Here is a 13,717-nt window from a genome sequence, read left to right on the forward strand (position 1 = left end):
GTCACATCACCAGAATGTCGTCATCGGTCAGGCTGTCCAAGACAGAGCCGCTTCGCTCGGCCAGCATGGCACGGCCTACGGCCATAATCAGCGCCACGGCGCCGTCGATCTTGTTGTCATTGCCCTGTTTGATTGGCCGTACGACGTCGTCGTTACCGGGCAGGTTCTTGCCTATCACGTTGCCGATACACCAGGTCATGATCGGATTCCCATCGTGATGGAATCGGCCCGCGTTAATGGCCGCCTCCAACTCCTTCATGGGATCGCTCATGTTGGTGTAGTTCTGGACGATAGTGATAGGCGTCAGGCCCTCATCGTCGAGCTGATGAGACAGGTTTGTGGCGCCACTCGGGTCTATCGGGCTCTCCTCGACAGGGTTGAGACGATTCGCCTCAATCGCTTCCGCATGGATGTCTCGATAGTCGATTTCAGAGCCGTCCGTCGTGTACAGATGGCCGGTATTGATCCACTTTTGGAAGCGTTCGGCCATCCGGCGGTTGTCGGTGTCGTTCGCCGTGTCTTCCGGCACCCAAAACCTAGGCGCGACGCAGTAGTAATGCCGCTTCCCGCCAATATCTCGGTAGAAAAGGCGCGCCATGCTGTTCATGTCCAGCTTGCGCGCCAGGTCGAACCCTAGAAAGGCGCTTTGCCCCTCGAACTGCTCAAGGGTGAGCGTCTCGTCTTTGCACGCTTCCCACTTCTGGATGTTGAAGTAGCCGGCTTTGGCCGTCACCCAAAGGTTTAGGTGCTTGGTCTTGAATGTGTTCGTGAAGCGCGCCTGCTTTATCGCTCGCTGCTGCTGGCTGATGAGGTATTCCGCATAGACGGAGACGCCCATATTCGGATTGGCCTTCGCCAACACCGCCGGGTCAGTCCAGTCATCGCCCTCATCAATGGTCCAGATCCAGCCGAACAGCTCATCGTCCGGGACCAAGCCCTCCAGCATCTCAATCACTTCGCGGCGCTTGTCATAGCACGGCCCTTCGATGTTCGCGCCAGACGTCGTGATGATGAACATCAGGGGATGGCGGCGTGCGCCCATGCCCGTCAGCATGGTTTCGTAGAGAGCGGCCGAATCGTGCTCGTGGTATTCGTCGACAATCGAACAGGACGGCGATGCTCCGTCACCCGGATTGCCGATGATGGGCTCAAAGCGGCTTCCGTCCTCCGGGCGTGCGAGCGCTTGGGCGTTGACCTCAATGCCCATGTGCTCGACGAGCATTGGCGAACGTTGGACCATCAAGCGAGCGGGCCGGAACACTTCCCAGGCCTGCTTTTCGGTCGTGGCGCCGGAGTACACCTCTGCGCCAAATTCGTCATCCGCCACAAACATGGCGATACCTACGCCGGCGGCGATGACGCTCTTACCGTTTTTGCGCGGAACCTCCCAATACGATTCACGAAAGCGGCGCAAACCTCCCTTCTTCTTCACCCAGCCAAACGTTACGCCCAGGCCGAACTTTTGCCAGGGCTCCAGCGTCACAAGCTGGCGTTTGAAAGCCCATTCCCCCTTCGTGTGGGGCATCAGCTCGATAAGCGCGAGCTTCTTTTCCGCCTCCGCGGCGTTAAATCGGTATGGGTACTTTGCCGACTTGCTGGCGGCAAGGTCATCAAGGTGGCGCTGGCATGCCAGCACAACGTAGCGGCAGGCCGGCACCTTGCCTTTCACTACGTCCTTTGCGAATTTCAGCGCCTGCGCCACCCGAGGGTACTGGGGCGCCGCCATACATCAGCCTCCGCCCAACAACGCGGCAAAAGGATTGCCCTTACCGGGCTTCTTCGGCCCCTGCATGCGCTGGCGGCTGGACGGATCCAGCCCCAGGAATGAGCCGTAGGTCGCCATTTGCTTCAAAGCTTCGTTGGCGACGGTCGCCGCGGGATTTTTCAGAGGTCCGCCCTGCGACCCGGCGACCACTATTCCATGCTTCTGGATCTCTTCCTCAGCGCTTCGGAAGCGTCCGTAGGCTGCGCAATACGCCTCCAAGTTCTGGATATCGGTGGCCTGCAGGATCTTTTCCTTGCACAGCAGCGGCGCCAGGTGCTCCCACAGGTCGCGCCCGTGCCCCTGAAGCCATTCCGGCGCAAAGACGTTGGTGATTTCGCCGTACGAAGGCGTGTCCTTGTTGATTGTGCGTTTCCCGGGATTGCCGGCGGCCAGCTTCTTTTCCGCTGGTTTCGGCTTGCGCCCGGAGCGCCCAGCGACTCCCGCCATAGCCTTCTCCGTTGGTCAAAAACTGCGCAAAACGCGCTGATCGCTAAATTTCATTTTTCGCGGGCGTAAAAAAAAGACGGAACGGGCCGTCCTACGTGCGGATGGGCCAAGGATTGACCCACCCCCTCCCCCCTTGCGCCGTGCGCCGGTGCCGCCATCGCCTTGCAACAGGCAGCCATGGCACCATCAGCGGCAGCGAGGGGGTTCGCTACTTCTTCGCCCGCGCTCGCGCCCTGGCGCTCTCCTGTGCGGTCTTCCGCTTGTGGCAATCCACGTTGATCGCGCCGAGGTTGCCGGGGTCATCGGCTCCACCCTCGGCTTTCGGAATACGGTGATCCACTTCCGTCGCGGCCAATACTCGACCGGTGCGCCTGCACTCGTCGCACTGGCACAGATAGCGGTCCCTCTTCAGAATCAGCAGGCGTAGCCGGTCCCACTCAGGGCCATATCCGCGCTGCCGCCTGTTGCCCCGCAGATGGTCACGCTTCCATCCCACCGCTTCACCTGCGTGCTTCTCGCAGTAGCCTGGGGTGCGGACCAGCGCGGCACAGCCGCGATGCCGGCATGGAAAGAGTGATCGTCGGACCATGTGACTCTCGGTTGTTTGTGCCGGGTGCTATCCACTGCACACCGCCCCGCGGCGATGACCGAATCCCCGCGCGCCATGCCCAGCGGGCGACCCTTGATAGCGAAGGGCGGAGATCTATAGCTGCAATGCAAAAGCCCCGGTAACCAGTATCGGGGCCTTTGTTGGTCTGGAGCGGGCTGCGGGAATCGAACCCGCGTTATAGGCTTGGAAGCCCCTGCCCGACCACCCGGCCAAGCCCTCAGAAATGAAAAAAAAGCCGCCGGCTTTCGCGTGGCGGACTTAGATCTGGCAGTGTGGTTTAGGTAAGAAAAGCGCTCAGTTTTCGCGTGTCAGCCTGATCGTAATAGTTTGCTCGATAAGGCTTTCTGGTGTTGTTTTACCTTGCATTTGCCCTTCCGCACCGGGACATTCCCCCGATGCAAAATCCCCGGCAGACATCGCACTCATCTCAAGCGTGGCCCAATTGATGAGTACGTTTCGCTCTATCGCATCTGCCATCTCGCGCAGCCGATTTGCCAGATCGTACCTGCTCATTTTCTGAATCAGCATCGCGCCGCCCTTCGACACATGTGAAAAATGCCATCCACGTTCACGCGCGGGCAATCTAGCTGATGCTTCTCAGGAAGGTCGCACATGAGCATCGACCAAATGACGCCCATGATTTATAGCGGCATCTACGGCCATTACAGGGCTTGAAACAAACCCTCCTGACGCAAACAGCGGTACTTCTTGGGGTACGTTCAACTCATGTTGATCCGCAATGACGCCCAGTGCCACAGTGGCTGTAAAAGCGGGCCGACGGCTCCCCCCGACCGATATGCGGGAGACGCTCGCCGTCAGGCGATATCCTTTGTAGACCATGTTGTTGTGAAACATGAGCCCTCCTATCTGTTCACTTACCGAGGGCTTTATTCACAACGCGCGAATTTGTGTCGCCTGTGGGCCTTTTTCCCCCGGTGCCGAAACGTAGCTGACGCGTTGGTTTTCAACTAATACCTTGTGACCGTCGTTGCTGACTATCTCAGAGAAATGAGCAAACAGGTCTTTTCCGCCGTTCTCGGGCATGATGAACCCAAAACCCTTTGCGTCATTGAACCACTTAACAATTCCGGTTTCCATTCTTCTACTCCTTACATAGCGGGCATTGCCCGAAAAGGGAGCTAGTCAAGGAAAGGACTGCGAACAATGAAGCACCCTGAAGGGCACAAAACCGAACGGAAATCGCGATGCTCGAAAAGCCGCTTACTCACTATGGGTGCGCAATCTACGAAAGTCAACCTACGTTTCCAAATAGCACCAACACCACGGTTGGATTCTTGGCCGCGCTAGCCGATCTTGTCCAGCACAACCCTCAGCCGAGTTTTGTGTAACGACCTTCCATTGTTCCTGCATGCAAATGACAAGGCGCGTACCCTGAGCATATGGGGATTGAACGTGCGTCACCTCGCCGTCTTGCCATGTGGGAGTGCAAACATGCTTCGAGTACAACACCAGCAGAATCCATCTGCCCTGCTTAATCGGCGAAGGGAAACGTCCGCAAAATCAGCGACAGCCACGTGAGCGCGATCAGAAGGTCCATTGTTAAATTCGCTCATGCATTTGTTAAGCTCCTTCCGCCTACGCCACCCAAAAGTGCAAAAAGAGACTCGAATACGGCGGGAACCAAGCGAACCCACGCAGCCATTTCGTCTCCATGGCGCATCTACCGCATCTACGCTCGCCCTGGCCATCTGCTCATTCGAAACGAACAAGGCCAAGTGCTCGATCTGGGGGTCATGAAAGGGCAAACGCCCAACCTCACCTATCGACTTTTCATTCGCGACTTAAGCGGTCGGGGATTCGCGAATCGCACTGAATTGCTCGATGACGTCGCCCGCCGAATCGAAGCAGGCGAAGTTGGCGACGAATTGCTTACTCTTCCTGACTGGGAAAAAACACCCGGAGCCGATTTGGATCGTGGCACACATGTAGACGTGTCCATGAGGACTCAGCGTTGACCCCTAGCTGCCTGCCGGTACGGCGAGCATGCGTAGCAAGAAAAAACCCGCCGACTTTCGCCTGGCGGGTTTTTTTTCGACGGACTGATACACCGTATCCGTTAGGTGCGTATCTTGGGGGAAAAAAACCCCTCCGTCAATTCTTTTGCGCGGCATCCTCTTCAGGAATCCACTTGCACGCCCTGAGCCTATCGCCCAGCGCTCGATATGCCTGCTGGTGAATCCCCGCGCCCTTTTGATCCGCGCCCCCGAAGAGCCAGCGCTTCAACTTGGCATGGTGCGTCGACGCGGTTTTTTCGTCCACCTCGTACCGCTCTGCCAGCTCGACCAGAGTCACCTTAGCGCCGAACAGCCGCTGGATGAGCGCCGACCGCAAACGACCATTGGACACGCAACCGGTCAGCGCACCCGATGCCGCCGCGCTCGTCAGCACGCTCATTGCATCCTGCCATTCCGGATTGACCTTCCAGCCGGAGCAGCACGCAATGCCGCACCCGCAAGAGATTTGTGACGGGGCGGCGTGCGCCACCAGCACGGCTTGATCGATGGGGCTGAGCCGCGCCAGTTCCGCGCGGATCATGCCCGCCTGCCCTGCTCCATCCAAGCCGGAAAGGCCTTTTCCGCCCCCGAGCGTTGATCCGGACGTCAACTCGCCCGAAGCGATCTTGTTCATCAGCGGCCGGTCATACTGCTGCATCGAATAGTTCAGGGCGAACGTGAGCGCCGCATGCGCGCTTGCAAACAGCGGCACCGCCTTAGCTGCCACGGCCGGCACCGAGGGCAGGCGGGAAAGAGTCATTGTCGTCATCAGATAATTCCCGGGGAAAAAGTCACTTTCGCGGGCAGCATTTCCCGCATCCATTGCATAGCTGCTTCCCATCCGAGGGTGACGGTGTGCCGCCCCCGAACAGGGAAAATATTGGGGCTCAGATGGTGGGCGTCCACCAGCACGGATTCGCCGCGCGCGCCCGTCTGCCTGTAAATCAGCACAGGCACTCCCTCAGCACCCGCCTGGTCCTGGGCCTGGCGCCACCAGGCCGGCAAACACAGCACGTTCGCGTGCTTGCATTCAATGCTGATCCGCGCGAACGCCGGCTCATCGGCCACCACGTCGCTATCGCCGGCCTGGTTGCGCACACGGCGGCGCCAGGTCGTTCCGGTCGCCTCGGTCAGCAGGATCGCCACCTTTCGTTCAAAGGCTGCGCCCTTGTTTCGCTGCATTGCGCTCATGCTGCGCCCCCAAGGTCCACCGGAGCATTGAGAGCAGCCTGAGCCATCCGTAGCACCGCAGGCGACGGAAGCCGCCCACCCTCGCGCTGCGCTTCATCCACGATGCGTCTTGCCCAGCGGCGCGGATCACGGCCTGTCGGGTTGACGATGCCCGCCGCCCCCATCTTCGCCATGGCCTTCGCCGCGTCTTCGCGCGTGGCGAGCGTGCCACCCGGAGCAGGCAAGGTCGGGGCCGGCGTCGGCACAGGCTCCCACTGCCCGCGGGCAAGCTCATCCCGGAATGCACGCTCCCACCGGGTTTTCATGACGCCATAGCCGCAATTCAGCAGGTCATGGGAGCCGACGGCGCGGGCAGCGTGAAAGATCGCCGGATGGGACCACTCCCCCACCTCACCGCGCTTGCGGGCGCTCATACCGGCGATTGCCTCGTGGAATGCCGTCTCCGGATCCATCCAGGGACGGCAGAGGCGCATGAACTCCGGCAACGTCGGCGGCCAGTCACGGCCCAAGCAGGCCACCAAGCCCACCCGTGCCTCCGCCTCAGTGAAGCCCGCCAGCTTCTGGTTGAAACTGTCCTTCACCTCGCGGGGCGTCAGCCCTTCCCACGCCTGGGCGAACTTCGCGCCGTAGAGCAGGCGCAGTTCGGAAACGACCAGATCGCCCAAGGTGCGCACATCCAGCGCGTCAGTGCGTTGTTGCATCAATCACTCCCATGTTGACTTCGCGGACCGCGCCGGGCGATCCGACGGCCGCGCCCATTTCCTCGTTCCATGACGTCCGCCGCTGCGAAGCATTCGGCGTGCGCGAAGACCGTGCCGCCCCCGAACGCAAGACGCGCTGCAGGTAGCCCACCGGCTCGATCGCCTGGTCATCCACGCACTGCTGGATGGCCCGCACGATGTCGGCGTCATCGTGGCCTTTGCGGAACATGCCCAGCATCGAGCGGGCCTGTTTCTCGGGCTGTCCCGCAGCGATCAGCAACGGCAACCCGAGGGCAAAAATCTGATCCACTGCCGAAGGCGGCTCCGGCGGCGTGCCGCCCGTTCCGTTAGGAACGGAATATTTATTGGTTCTTGGTTCTTGGTTAGGGTTACGACTGGGTTTCTGCTGGCCCCCGACTGGGTTTCCCGTGGCATCCGCCTGGGTTTCTTCTGGCAACCCACCAGAAACCGACTGGGTTTCGTTGGGTTTCTTCTTGGGCCTTCCGCCTGACTTCCCGTTATCCCGGTTGGTTTTGGCCTTCTGCTGGTAAGCGGCGATTTCGCTATCCGCCCGCTTATTCCGCCAAGCACCATCCACAAGTTCAAAGAACTCGGCCAGGATCATCGGGACGGCCGCGCGCTCTTCCTCGGTCCGCGCTCCCACCCAGCGGCAGATCAGCTGCAGATCGTCTTTGATGGCCTGTTCCTCTGCGTAATACCGGCGCAGCAGGCGGCTGTAGATGGCGTCTTCAACCAGGCTCAAGTGCATCGTGGCCTGGGCGTAGTCGCCGATGTTGTGGCTGTAGTAGTTCATTCGGTGACTCCGTAGAGCGCTTGAAAGCCGCGCTCGGCCTCGTCGGGCCATTTGCCCATGGCGATGATTCGCAATCGCGTGAGGCGCAAGCCGGGGATGAAATAGGTGAGCTTCTGTGCCAGCGGTGCTGGCGATTGGTCTATGAACCAGTGGCAAGGGCCGCAACCGAACGCTATGGCCCAGTCGTGCGCCTTGATACCCTTCCCCTTGCCGTCGCGCAGCAGGTTGGAATGGCAAGCCACAGTGGTATCGGTGCCGCCCTGGCAGTACCTAGGAACGCGCAGCAAGCATTCCTCGCCTTCAGCAAGGTTCAGCAGCGCTTGATTGCGATACACGGTCTTCGGCGGCTTCTTGGCCTTCTTGCGCGCCTTCATGGCGGCCCGAGGCGGTGGCATGGGCTTGGCGCGCATCATCGGGGTGCCACGCTTCAGCGGCGTCTTCTGCTTGAGGGGGGTCTTGCGCGTCAGCGACATGCCGCCCCCGCCTGCTTCTTGACCCGATACCATGCCGGGAACTTCCACGCGTTGACGTGGCGCGTGACCAGGCCAGCCCGCGCGGCGTCGAACACCAACGAATCGACCGCGCATGCTGCTGCCAAATCCCTGGACGTGCTGGACCAAGGATCAACGGCCTTCATGGCGGGCTGCACGATGGCCCGCAATGCGGCGACGTCCACGCGCCCCCGCGTGTCAATGATGGCCTGGCGGACCTGCTCCACCGTCTCGGGAGGAACCCTGTAGCCCCGGAACATGTGCAGGCAGTCAGCCATAGATGCCGCTCCACTGAACGAAGGGCTTGCGCACGGCCTCATGGAACAGGGCCGCCGCTCTTGCGTTGTAGTCCAACTCAGCGCGGCTAGTGATTCCGCACATGTCACGGACGTACCGCGCCGCGTGCTGGTTGGCGCTCACGCCGTCAGGGGCGGCGCCGATGCGGGACACAACCCACCGCTGGAACTTCGCGCCGTTGCACATCATTGCAGCCGCGCGCGACAGCGCCGCCCCCTTACGCTCCGTGGACGGGACACGTGCCCGCACGGGTGCTCCTGATGTTCCGCGCTGGATCATTGCTCGGCCATCCCACTGAGTCGGCGCGCGACACCGGCAACGGCCTCCATGAGGGCGCGGCCCGCAGCGTCAACGCGCTGCACTTCTTGCTGGTCAACGCCACCATCAGCCAGCGCGTCGTACACCTCGTGACCGAACCGCCCATGGGCGATCATCAGCGCCGCAACCTGCTCCAGCACGGACATGTCGCTTTCCCCGCAGGATTCGGGCGCCTTGACCAGCAGGTAGCCATTGCCATGGGCAAACGCGGCCAAGATGCGGACATCCCCCGTCATGCGGACAATGCGGTCCGCCTCAGCCAGGGTCAGGTGGTGCGTGGTGTTGTTGGGGTTGACCTTATTGCGCAGGACAGCCGGCGACATGCCAATGACCGCCCCCAACGCCTCGCTGCCACCCTTGTAGTCGTGAACCGTCAGATCGGCTGCGGTGGTGATGTTCATTTCTAGAATTCCTGAACGTATCTATTGCTCAGCAGCGGCCGTACGATGCGCTGCATGGAAAAGCGAACTACGCCTTACACGTCCAGCGGCCCGATTTGGACCTTGTCGACAGGCTTGGCCGGTGCCGCCGGCTGCGGTGCCGGCTTGGCCGACGTCGTTGCGCTACCCATGCGCTCGCTCCTGAAAGTGGGCGGTCGGCCCCTTAGAATGGCTGCTCTCACACAAGACACCCGCCCCACGAAGGAGGGGGCCGACCATGACCGAGAAAGTCAGATTCGCCGTAATCATTGGCGCCGGCACAGAGACCGAAAAACTCTTCGCTGACAACTACGATGGCGTGACAGGGGACAATCACTTAGTGCTGTTTTGCTCTGAGGCTGATCTGTCGGGCTACCACGCAAAACTCGTTCGAATTCCGGGTCTTGGTAGCCAAATTCGAGAAAAGGGTGTGACAAAGCAGAAGCTCTGGATTCCGATCGCTCACATAGCAGCCATGAGCGAACACGGCGGAGAAGATCTGCCCATAGGGTTCGGAGGAAGCAGCACCTAGGCATGGCCGCCGCCCTTCACAGGAAACGCCGCCCCAATTGGGTCCAGTCCCATCGCCACTCGCAGATCATGCGGAGTGGGAAAGCGATCACCGTGGCGCGCCGCGTCCTGTAGCACGGCGACCAAGCGATCAACGTCAGCCACACCAACTGCGCGGAAATACACTTTGACGGCACGCTCGCTCATCTGCGGGCGACCAAAAATCTCAGCGCAGCTGAGCAGCATGTAGACCGGCAGTTCACTCTGAAAAGGAAAGCCTTCCATGTTTGATTTCCCTCTAAAAAAACACTCGACCGAAGATATTCAGGCGGCAATCGCAAAGGCCTTGTCAGAGCTTTGCGGCGCGGACCTTGAAGTCCGTATCCACGAAATGAACTTTGGAAATGGCGATGCGTTTTCCTCCGCCACTAAGGTGTCGCTTGCCATCGACAAGGCACCGTCCAAAGACACGAATCTGCCCTTCTAGGACGCGCGCGAGAGGGCTATGCATGGGAGGGCTCCTTGATGGCGCTCGCCAGTTCGGGCCATACGGTCTGCCAGTCGTCCGGTCGAAGTTGCGGCCGCGTGACGCGCCCACCGAGCGAGCTTTCGATGCGCGCGCAGTAAACCGGGTCGATCTCTTTATCTCGCATCAACCAGTTCCCGATCTGCTGCGGTAGCACGTCAATCATTCGTGCCAGCGCAGCCTTGGAACCGGCAAGCTCTATCGCTGCGGCCAATGCCGGGCGGTGCTTGAACTGAACAAGGGTCATATGTCCGTCATTCGATCTAGGAAAGTGGGCCGATGGTAAACGAGTGTTTACCGATTGGTCAACTCTAGTTGATGGAATTTATAAACCAATGTTGATAAGGTGCGCCCCATGGCAATGGGCAAGAACATCCGCTTTCTCCGACTCGCAAAGGGCCTCACGCATGACGCTCTTGGAGATCTCGCGGGCACCAGCGGGCAGACTATCGATCAGCTGGAGAAGCGCGATAGCAAAAAGTCAAACTACGCGGCGGGGATTGCTCGCGCTTTTGGCTTGTCTGTCGAGGAAATGCAAGAAGCGGAGTTGAACAGCCTGGACGCTGCACACCATATGCTTGGCGACGCAGCAAGGCGGGCAAACTCCATTTCCGCACCTACAGATCACATAAAGCACTTAGTGGCCGAACCCGCCCCCGAGTACGTAGGGCGCGCTTCGCCAGGTCGATTAATTCCGGTAGTAGGTATGGCGCAGCTTGGCGAAAACGGCTTTTACGAAGAACTCGCATATCCGGAGGGCCACGGCGACGGATACATCCTGCATGCATCGACCGATCCAGACGCTTATGTACTCCGCGTTAGGGGAGACAGCATGAAGCCGGCGATCCGCAATGGCTGGTACGTTGTTGTCGAACCTAACGCCGACGTCGAGCCGGGCGAGTACGTGGCGCTTCAACTTGCGGACGGTCGCAAGATGGTCAAAGAGCTGTTGGTTCGACGCCGGGGCGGAGACATCGAGGTGCTATCTGTCAACGGCGAGGTGCGAATGAGCCTTCACGCCGGGCAAGTAGAGAAGATCCACGCCATCGGCGCCATCGTCCCGCCAAGCAAAGTCCGGACGCACTAGCCACTCCCCAATGCAGATAGCCGCCCCACGGGCGGCATTTTTTTCGCCGAACACCAACACTTGTTGACTTCACGAGAACGGATGTTTACTATTCATCAACGTTTGTTTACCGCTCTTTAACAACCGAGGCCGCCCGCCCCCCCCGCGAGGGAGGACGGGCGAAACAGGACAACCAGGCGCCAGCGCGCCCCCGGACCCTGTGTGCTTGGGCTTCCACAGCCAAGCAACGCCCAGCCGGGCGTGGCGACGATAACCCCGGCCATCGGCCTGCGCCGTGACGGGACGCAGGCCGATGCTTCGATGCCGTCGCCCCCCCCTTGCAAATGTGGAGGCGCAGCCGTTCTCAGTTCTCTGGGACAAGCAGCGCTTCTATCTCACGAATTAAGTCTTGTGGGAGCCACGGTTTCGGGATGAACCTGACCCCTGGCGGCAAGTTGTAAGCGGCTGGGACACGGCGGCCGGATGTCAGGAGCATCCCAATATTTGGTGACCTACGGTGTATCAGGATGGCCATCTCCAGGCCGTCCATAGACCCGGGCATCTCGATATCAGAGATCACCATTCGAATTTCGGGGCACTCCGTGAGCCGTCGCATTGCCTCGTCTGCGTTGCTCGCCTCAAATACGGCGTACCCTTCCCCCGCCAATATCTCCCCTAGGAGCCATCTCGCAGTCTCGTCGTCTTCAACAATGAGAATTGTTGTCTGTTCGACGGATAAATTTTCGGCATTCATCATGCGTCCTCATCCGAACTGGTGCGGTTGATGGGGCGTCACGAATCGCGTCGAATCGCGCAGGTATTGGCGTTTTCTTATTGGAAGTGCGCGTGAGACGTGCGTTTGCACTGCAACTGGCGGTGCATTTACATCAGTTCAGACTATCAGCAAACAGCGTTCCCATCCAGCGAAGGGGTAGGAAGCGCTCCTTTATCGCTGGGGACCTGCAGCCACTCGCCTCGTTCCTTTCGCGGGCGGGCTGGGCTTTTATAACTCAGGCTCCTTTCGCCATTCCGCTGAAAAGCGGGTTTCGGCCAGCGCTGCGAGCCAGTGCTTACCGAAGCCAACTAGCCCATCAGGGCACGGAGACCAGAATGGAGACCACATTCGCGCTCAGCTACGCGATTTCCAAGCAACTCGCCGCCGCCACCACAGTCACCACTGGCTACGGCGATATCCCGCTCGATGACGAAATGCGCGCCGCACTCGATGCGGCCCTGCGCACCATCCTCAAGCGCCGCTTGAACCAGATCATCGTCAACATCCAGCCGCAAGGTGCGTGACGCCCCTGGATTAGCAACGACCACCGGCGAGAACGGGCATGTCGCCCTAGTAGGAGGCCGACCCTGGTGCTGCATAGCAGCCGTGGCCGCACGAAACGCGGCGCTATCAAGAGAGATGCCCGACGGCGCCAAACGGTCTTGGGAAGGGCTCATAACCCCCGCCAAGTTTGCGGGCGTCTCCCTTGATGGTGAATGCGCAGTGCTGATGCGCAACAGACTTTCAGCGTGGCTGGAAATCGTTCCAGTGCATGTGGCGGTGTATGGGCGCAGCCCCGAAGCAATCGATCAAACCGCATGCCGGGATCAGCACCGGCCACCATCATCCGATTCGCCCGAAGCTTCGGCATGAGGGGTAGACCGCCGAGAAATCCAGGCGGGCAGTCCGGTGGAAACCCGGCCCCTTTCCCCAACCCAATCCTCGGAGCAATGCCATGCTCGAAGCACTCGTACGCTTCCTCGAAGAATTGATCGACATCTTCAACTTCGGCAACACCATCAGCAAGTAATAAGAGCTCCATCCAAAAGACGTACTCAAGCACTTTTGCCAGGGGACCAATCTCTGGCAAGGGTGTCTTCAATAAGTTTTTTCAGGGTGGCTGATCTATCACCGAGGGATTCGAAGATTGCACGCTTCTCCCCCAGGGGCGACGACAGATCCCCGATTTTCGCCATCAAGGCATGCAGCCGAGCCGATTCCGAGACGATCTCCGCGATGGGGTCTGCCCGATGTGACAACAGATGCAATTCGCCGACGTGCCCAAACAGATGTTTCGCATCCAACATCGGAATGGCTAAGCGCCACGAAAACCTCAGTTTCTCGTTGGGAACTTGGCCACTCGGCGTCTGCTGTAGCGCTGCCGAACATTCCGAAAGCAGTTCGCAACCGGCCCTAATCTCGCCGAGGGAAGGCACAACGAACCAACCTACGACGTTAGCTCTATGCCGATTACTTCGGTTTTGAGCAGTTAACGCGATGAGGCCGAAGGCCAAGGCAACAACAACCGAACCAACGGTGCCAAACGCCGTCATCAAGTCCCACCATTTGGCTTCAGCAAGCACATCTACCTTTGTCGCAAGCGCGAAGCCGATTAGCAAGCCGCCCAGCGCAAGCGAAGCCCCTAAAAGCAATCCCCTCATGCCAGCGCCCCTTTTCAAGATGATGGGGCGCATCGTAGCTCAACCCTTCCACCCAGTCAGCATGCCTTCATCCGTCTCCGCTCTCATTTGGGGGCTGGCCATTTGCGCCCT

The 13,717-nt window shown here is 59.8% G+C and carries 21 protein-coding genes; 5 read left to right on the top strand and 16 right to left on the bottom strand.

Going from position 1 to position 13,717, the window contains the following annotated elements:
- Position 1 precedes the first annotated feature (1 nt).
- From KYC_RS18055 to KYC_RS18080, 5 genes are all read right to left on the bottom strand, one after another.
- On the bottom strand, positions 2-1,726 hold the full coding sequence (locus KYC_RS18055) for a terminase large subunit (protein ID WP_008164981.1): 1,725 nt from the start codon (positions 1,724-1,726) through the stop codon (positions 2-4).
- 3 nt (positions 1,727-1,729) lie between these two features.
- Positions 1,730-2,212: a phage terminase small subunit P27 family gene (locus tag KYC_RS18060; RefSeq protein WP_008164982.1), complete on the bottom strand. Its 483-nt coding sequence runs from the start codon at positions 2,210-2,212 to the stop codon at positions 1,730-1,732.
- A 208-nt stretch (positions 2,213-2,420) separates the two neighbouring features.
- Positions 2,421-2,801, bottom strand: a complete 381-nt coding sequence (locus KYC_RS28950; protein ID WP_008164983.1) for an HNH endonuclease — start codon at positions 2,799-2,801, stop codon at positions 2,421-2,423.
- A gap of 315 nt (positions 2,802-3,116) precedes the next feature.
- A complete protein-coding gene (locus KYC_RS18075) occupies positions 3,117-3,350 on the bottom strand; it encodes a hypothetical protein (protein WP_043518837.1) in 234 nt (77 codons plus the stop codon).
- A 363-nt stretch (positions 3,351-3,713) separates the two neighbouring features.
- Positions 3,714-3,920, bottom strand: a complete 207-nt coding sequence (locus tag KYC_RS18080) for a cold-shock protein (protein WP_008164984.1) — start codon at positions 3,918-3,920, stop codon at positions 3,714-3,716.
- 437 nt (positions 3,921-4,357) lie between these two features.
- Between KYC_RS18080 and KYC_RS29920 the strand changes: the two genes are divergently transcribed.
- Entirely contained in the window at positions 4,358-4,798 is a 441-nt protein-coding gene (locus tag KYC_RS29920) for a hypothetical protein (RefSeq protein ID WP_081478062.1), read from the top strand.
- A gap of 136 nt (positions 4,799-4,934) precedes the next feature.
- Here the strand turns inward: KYC_RS29920 and KYC_RS18085 are convergent, their stop codons facing one another.
- The 7 genes from KYC_RS18085 to KYC_RS18120 form a co-directional block, all read right to left on the bottom strand.
- Entirely contained in the window at positions 4,935-5,606 is a 672-nt protein-coding gene (locus KYC_RS18085) for a hypothetical protein (protein WP_008164988.1), read from the bottom strand.
- Positions 5,606-6,028, bottom strand: a complete 423-nt coding sequence (locus KYC_RS18090; protein WP_238531955.1) for a putative PDDEXK endonuclease — start codon at positions 6,026-6,028, stop codon at positions 5,606-5,608. Before KYC_RS18090 ends, KYC_RS18085 begins: the two co-directional genes overlap by 1 nt.
- On the bottom strand, positions 6,025-6,729 hold the full coding sequence (locus KYC_RS18095) for a hypothetical protein (protein ID WP_008164991.1): 705 nt from the start codon (positions 6,727-6,729) through the stop codon (positions 6,025-6,027). The genes KYC_RS18090 and KYC_RS18095 overlap by 4 nt, the downstream gene beginning before the upstream one ends.
- Entirely contained in the window at positions 6,713-7,543 is an 831-nt protein-coding gene (locus tag KYC_RS18100; protein ID WP_008164993.1) for a YdaU family protein, read from the bottom strand. The genes KYC_RS18095 and KYC_RS18100 overlap by 17 nt, the downstream gene beginning before the upstream one ends.
- Positions 7,540-8,016 carry a nuclease domain-containing protein gene (locus tag KYC_RS18105; protein ID WP_008164995.1) on the bottom strand — a complete coding sequence of 159 codons (477 nt, stop codon included), beginning with the start codon at positions 8,014-8,016 and terminating at the stop codon, positions 7,540-7,542. Before KYC_RS18105 ends, KYC_RS18100 begins: the two co-directional genes overlap by 4 nt.
- Complete coding sequence (locus KYC_RS18110; protein WP_008164996.1) at positions 8,007-8,312, bottom strand: hypothetical protein; 306 nt, start codon at positions 8,310-8,312, stop codon at positions 8,007-8,009. Before KYC_RS18110 ends, KYC_RS18105 begins: the two co-directional genes overlap by 10 nt.
- A 294-nt stretch (positions 8,313-8,606) precedes the next feature.
- On the bottom strand, positions 8,607-9,050 hold the full coding sequence (locus KYC_RS18120; RefSeq protein ID WP_008164998.1) for a phage regulatory CII family protein: 444 nt from the start codon (positions 9,048-9,050) through the stop codon (positions 8,607-8,609).
- Positions 9,051-9,306: 256 nt separating this feature from the next.
- Between KYC_RS18120 and KYC_RS18125 the strand changes: the two genes are divergently transcribed.
- Entirely contained in the window at positions 9,307-9,600 is a 294-nt protein-coding gene (locus tag KYC_RS18125; RefSeq protein ID WP_008165001.1) for a hypothetical protein, read from the top strand.
- Here KYC_RS18125 and KYC_RS18130 read toward each other — a convergent pair.
- Positions 9,597-9,863: a hypothetical protein gene (locus KYC_RS18130; protein WP_008165002.1), complete on the bottom strand. Its 267-nt coding sequence runs from the start codon at positions 9,861-9,863 to the stop codon at positions 9,597-9,599. The genes KYC_RS18125 and KYC_RS18130 overlap by 4 nt on opposite strands.
- On the opposite strand from KYC_RS18130, the gene KYC_RS18135 reads away from it, so the two are divergent.
- The gene (locus KYC_RS18135) at positions 9,862-10,065 is read left to right on the top strand and encodes a hypothetical protein (RefSeq protein WP_008165004.1); all 204 of its coding nucleotides are present in this window, start codon (positions 9,862-9,864) and stop codon (positions 10,063-10,065) included. The two genes, KYC_RS18130 and KYC_RS18135, sit on opposite strands and share 2 nt — an antisense overlap.
- A 16-nt stretch (positions 10,066-10,081) precedes the next feature.
- On the opposite strand, the gene KYC_RS18140 is transcribed toward KYC_RS18135, so the two are convergent.
- Positions 10,082-10,351 (bottom strand): transcriptional regulator, encoded by a 270-nt coding sequence (locus KYC_RS18140; RefSeq protein WP_008165006.1) that lies wholly within the window; start codon positions 10,349-10,351, stop codon positions 10,082-10,084.
- A 108-nt stretch (positions 10,352-10,459) separates the two neighbouring features.
- Between KYC_RS18140 and KYC_RS28425 the strand changes: the two genes are divergently transcribed.
- Positions 10,460-11,191: an XRE family transcriptional regulator gene (locus KYC_RS28425; RefSeq protein WP_008165009.1), complete on the top strand. Its 732-nt coding sequence runs from the start codon at positions 10,460-10,462 to the stop codon at positions 11,189-11,191.
- A gap of 343 nt (positions 11,192-11,534) precedes the next feature.
- Here KYC_RS28425 and KYC_RS18150 read toward each other — a convergent pair whose 3' ends face one another.
- Positions 11,535-11,927 (bottom strand): response regulator, encoded by a 393-nt coding sequence (locus KYC_RS18150; protein WP_008165011.1) that lies wholly within the window; start codon positions 11,925-11,927, stop codon positions 11,535-11,537.
- Between the two features lie 353 nt (positions 11,928-12,280).
- Here KYC_RS18150 and KYC_RS18155 point away from each other — a divergent pair, with 353 nt between their 5' ends.
- On the top strand, positions 12,281-12,469 hold the full coding sequence (locus KYC_RS18155) for a hypothetical protein (RefSeq protein ID WP_008165013.1): 189 nt from the start codon (positions 12,281-12,283) through the stop codon (positions 12,467-12,469).
- A 531-nt stretch (positions 12,470-13,000) separates the two neighbouring features.
- Here the strand turns inward: KYC_RS18155 and KYC_RS18160 are convergent.
- Positions 13,001-13,639, bottom strand: coding sequence for a hypothetical protein (locus KYC_RS18160; RefSeq protein WP_008165014.1), 639 nt, complete (start codon positions 13,637-13,639; stop codon positions 13,001-13,003).
- Positions 13,640-13,717: the final 78 nt, after the last annotated feature.

The sequence above is a fragment of the Achromobacter arsenitoxydans SY8 genome (assembly GCF_000236785.1).
In the GTDB taxonomy this organism is placed as follows: Bacteria; Pseudomonadota; Gammaproteobacteria; order Burkholderiales; family Burkholderiaceae_B; genus Achromobacter; species Achromobacter arsenitoxydans.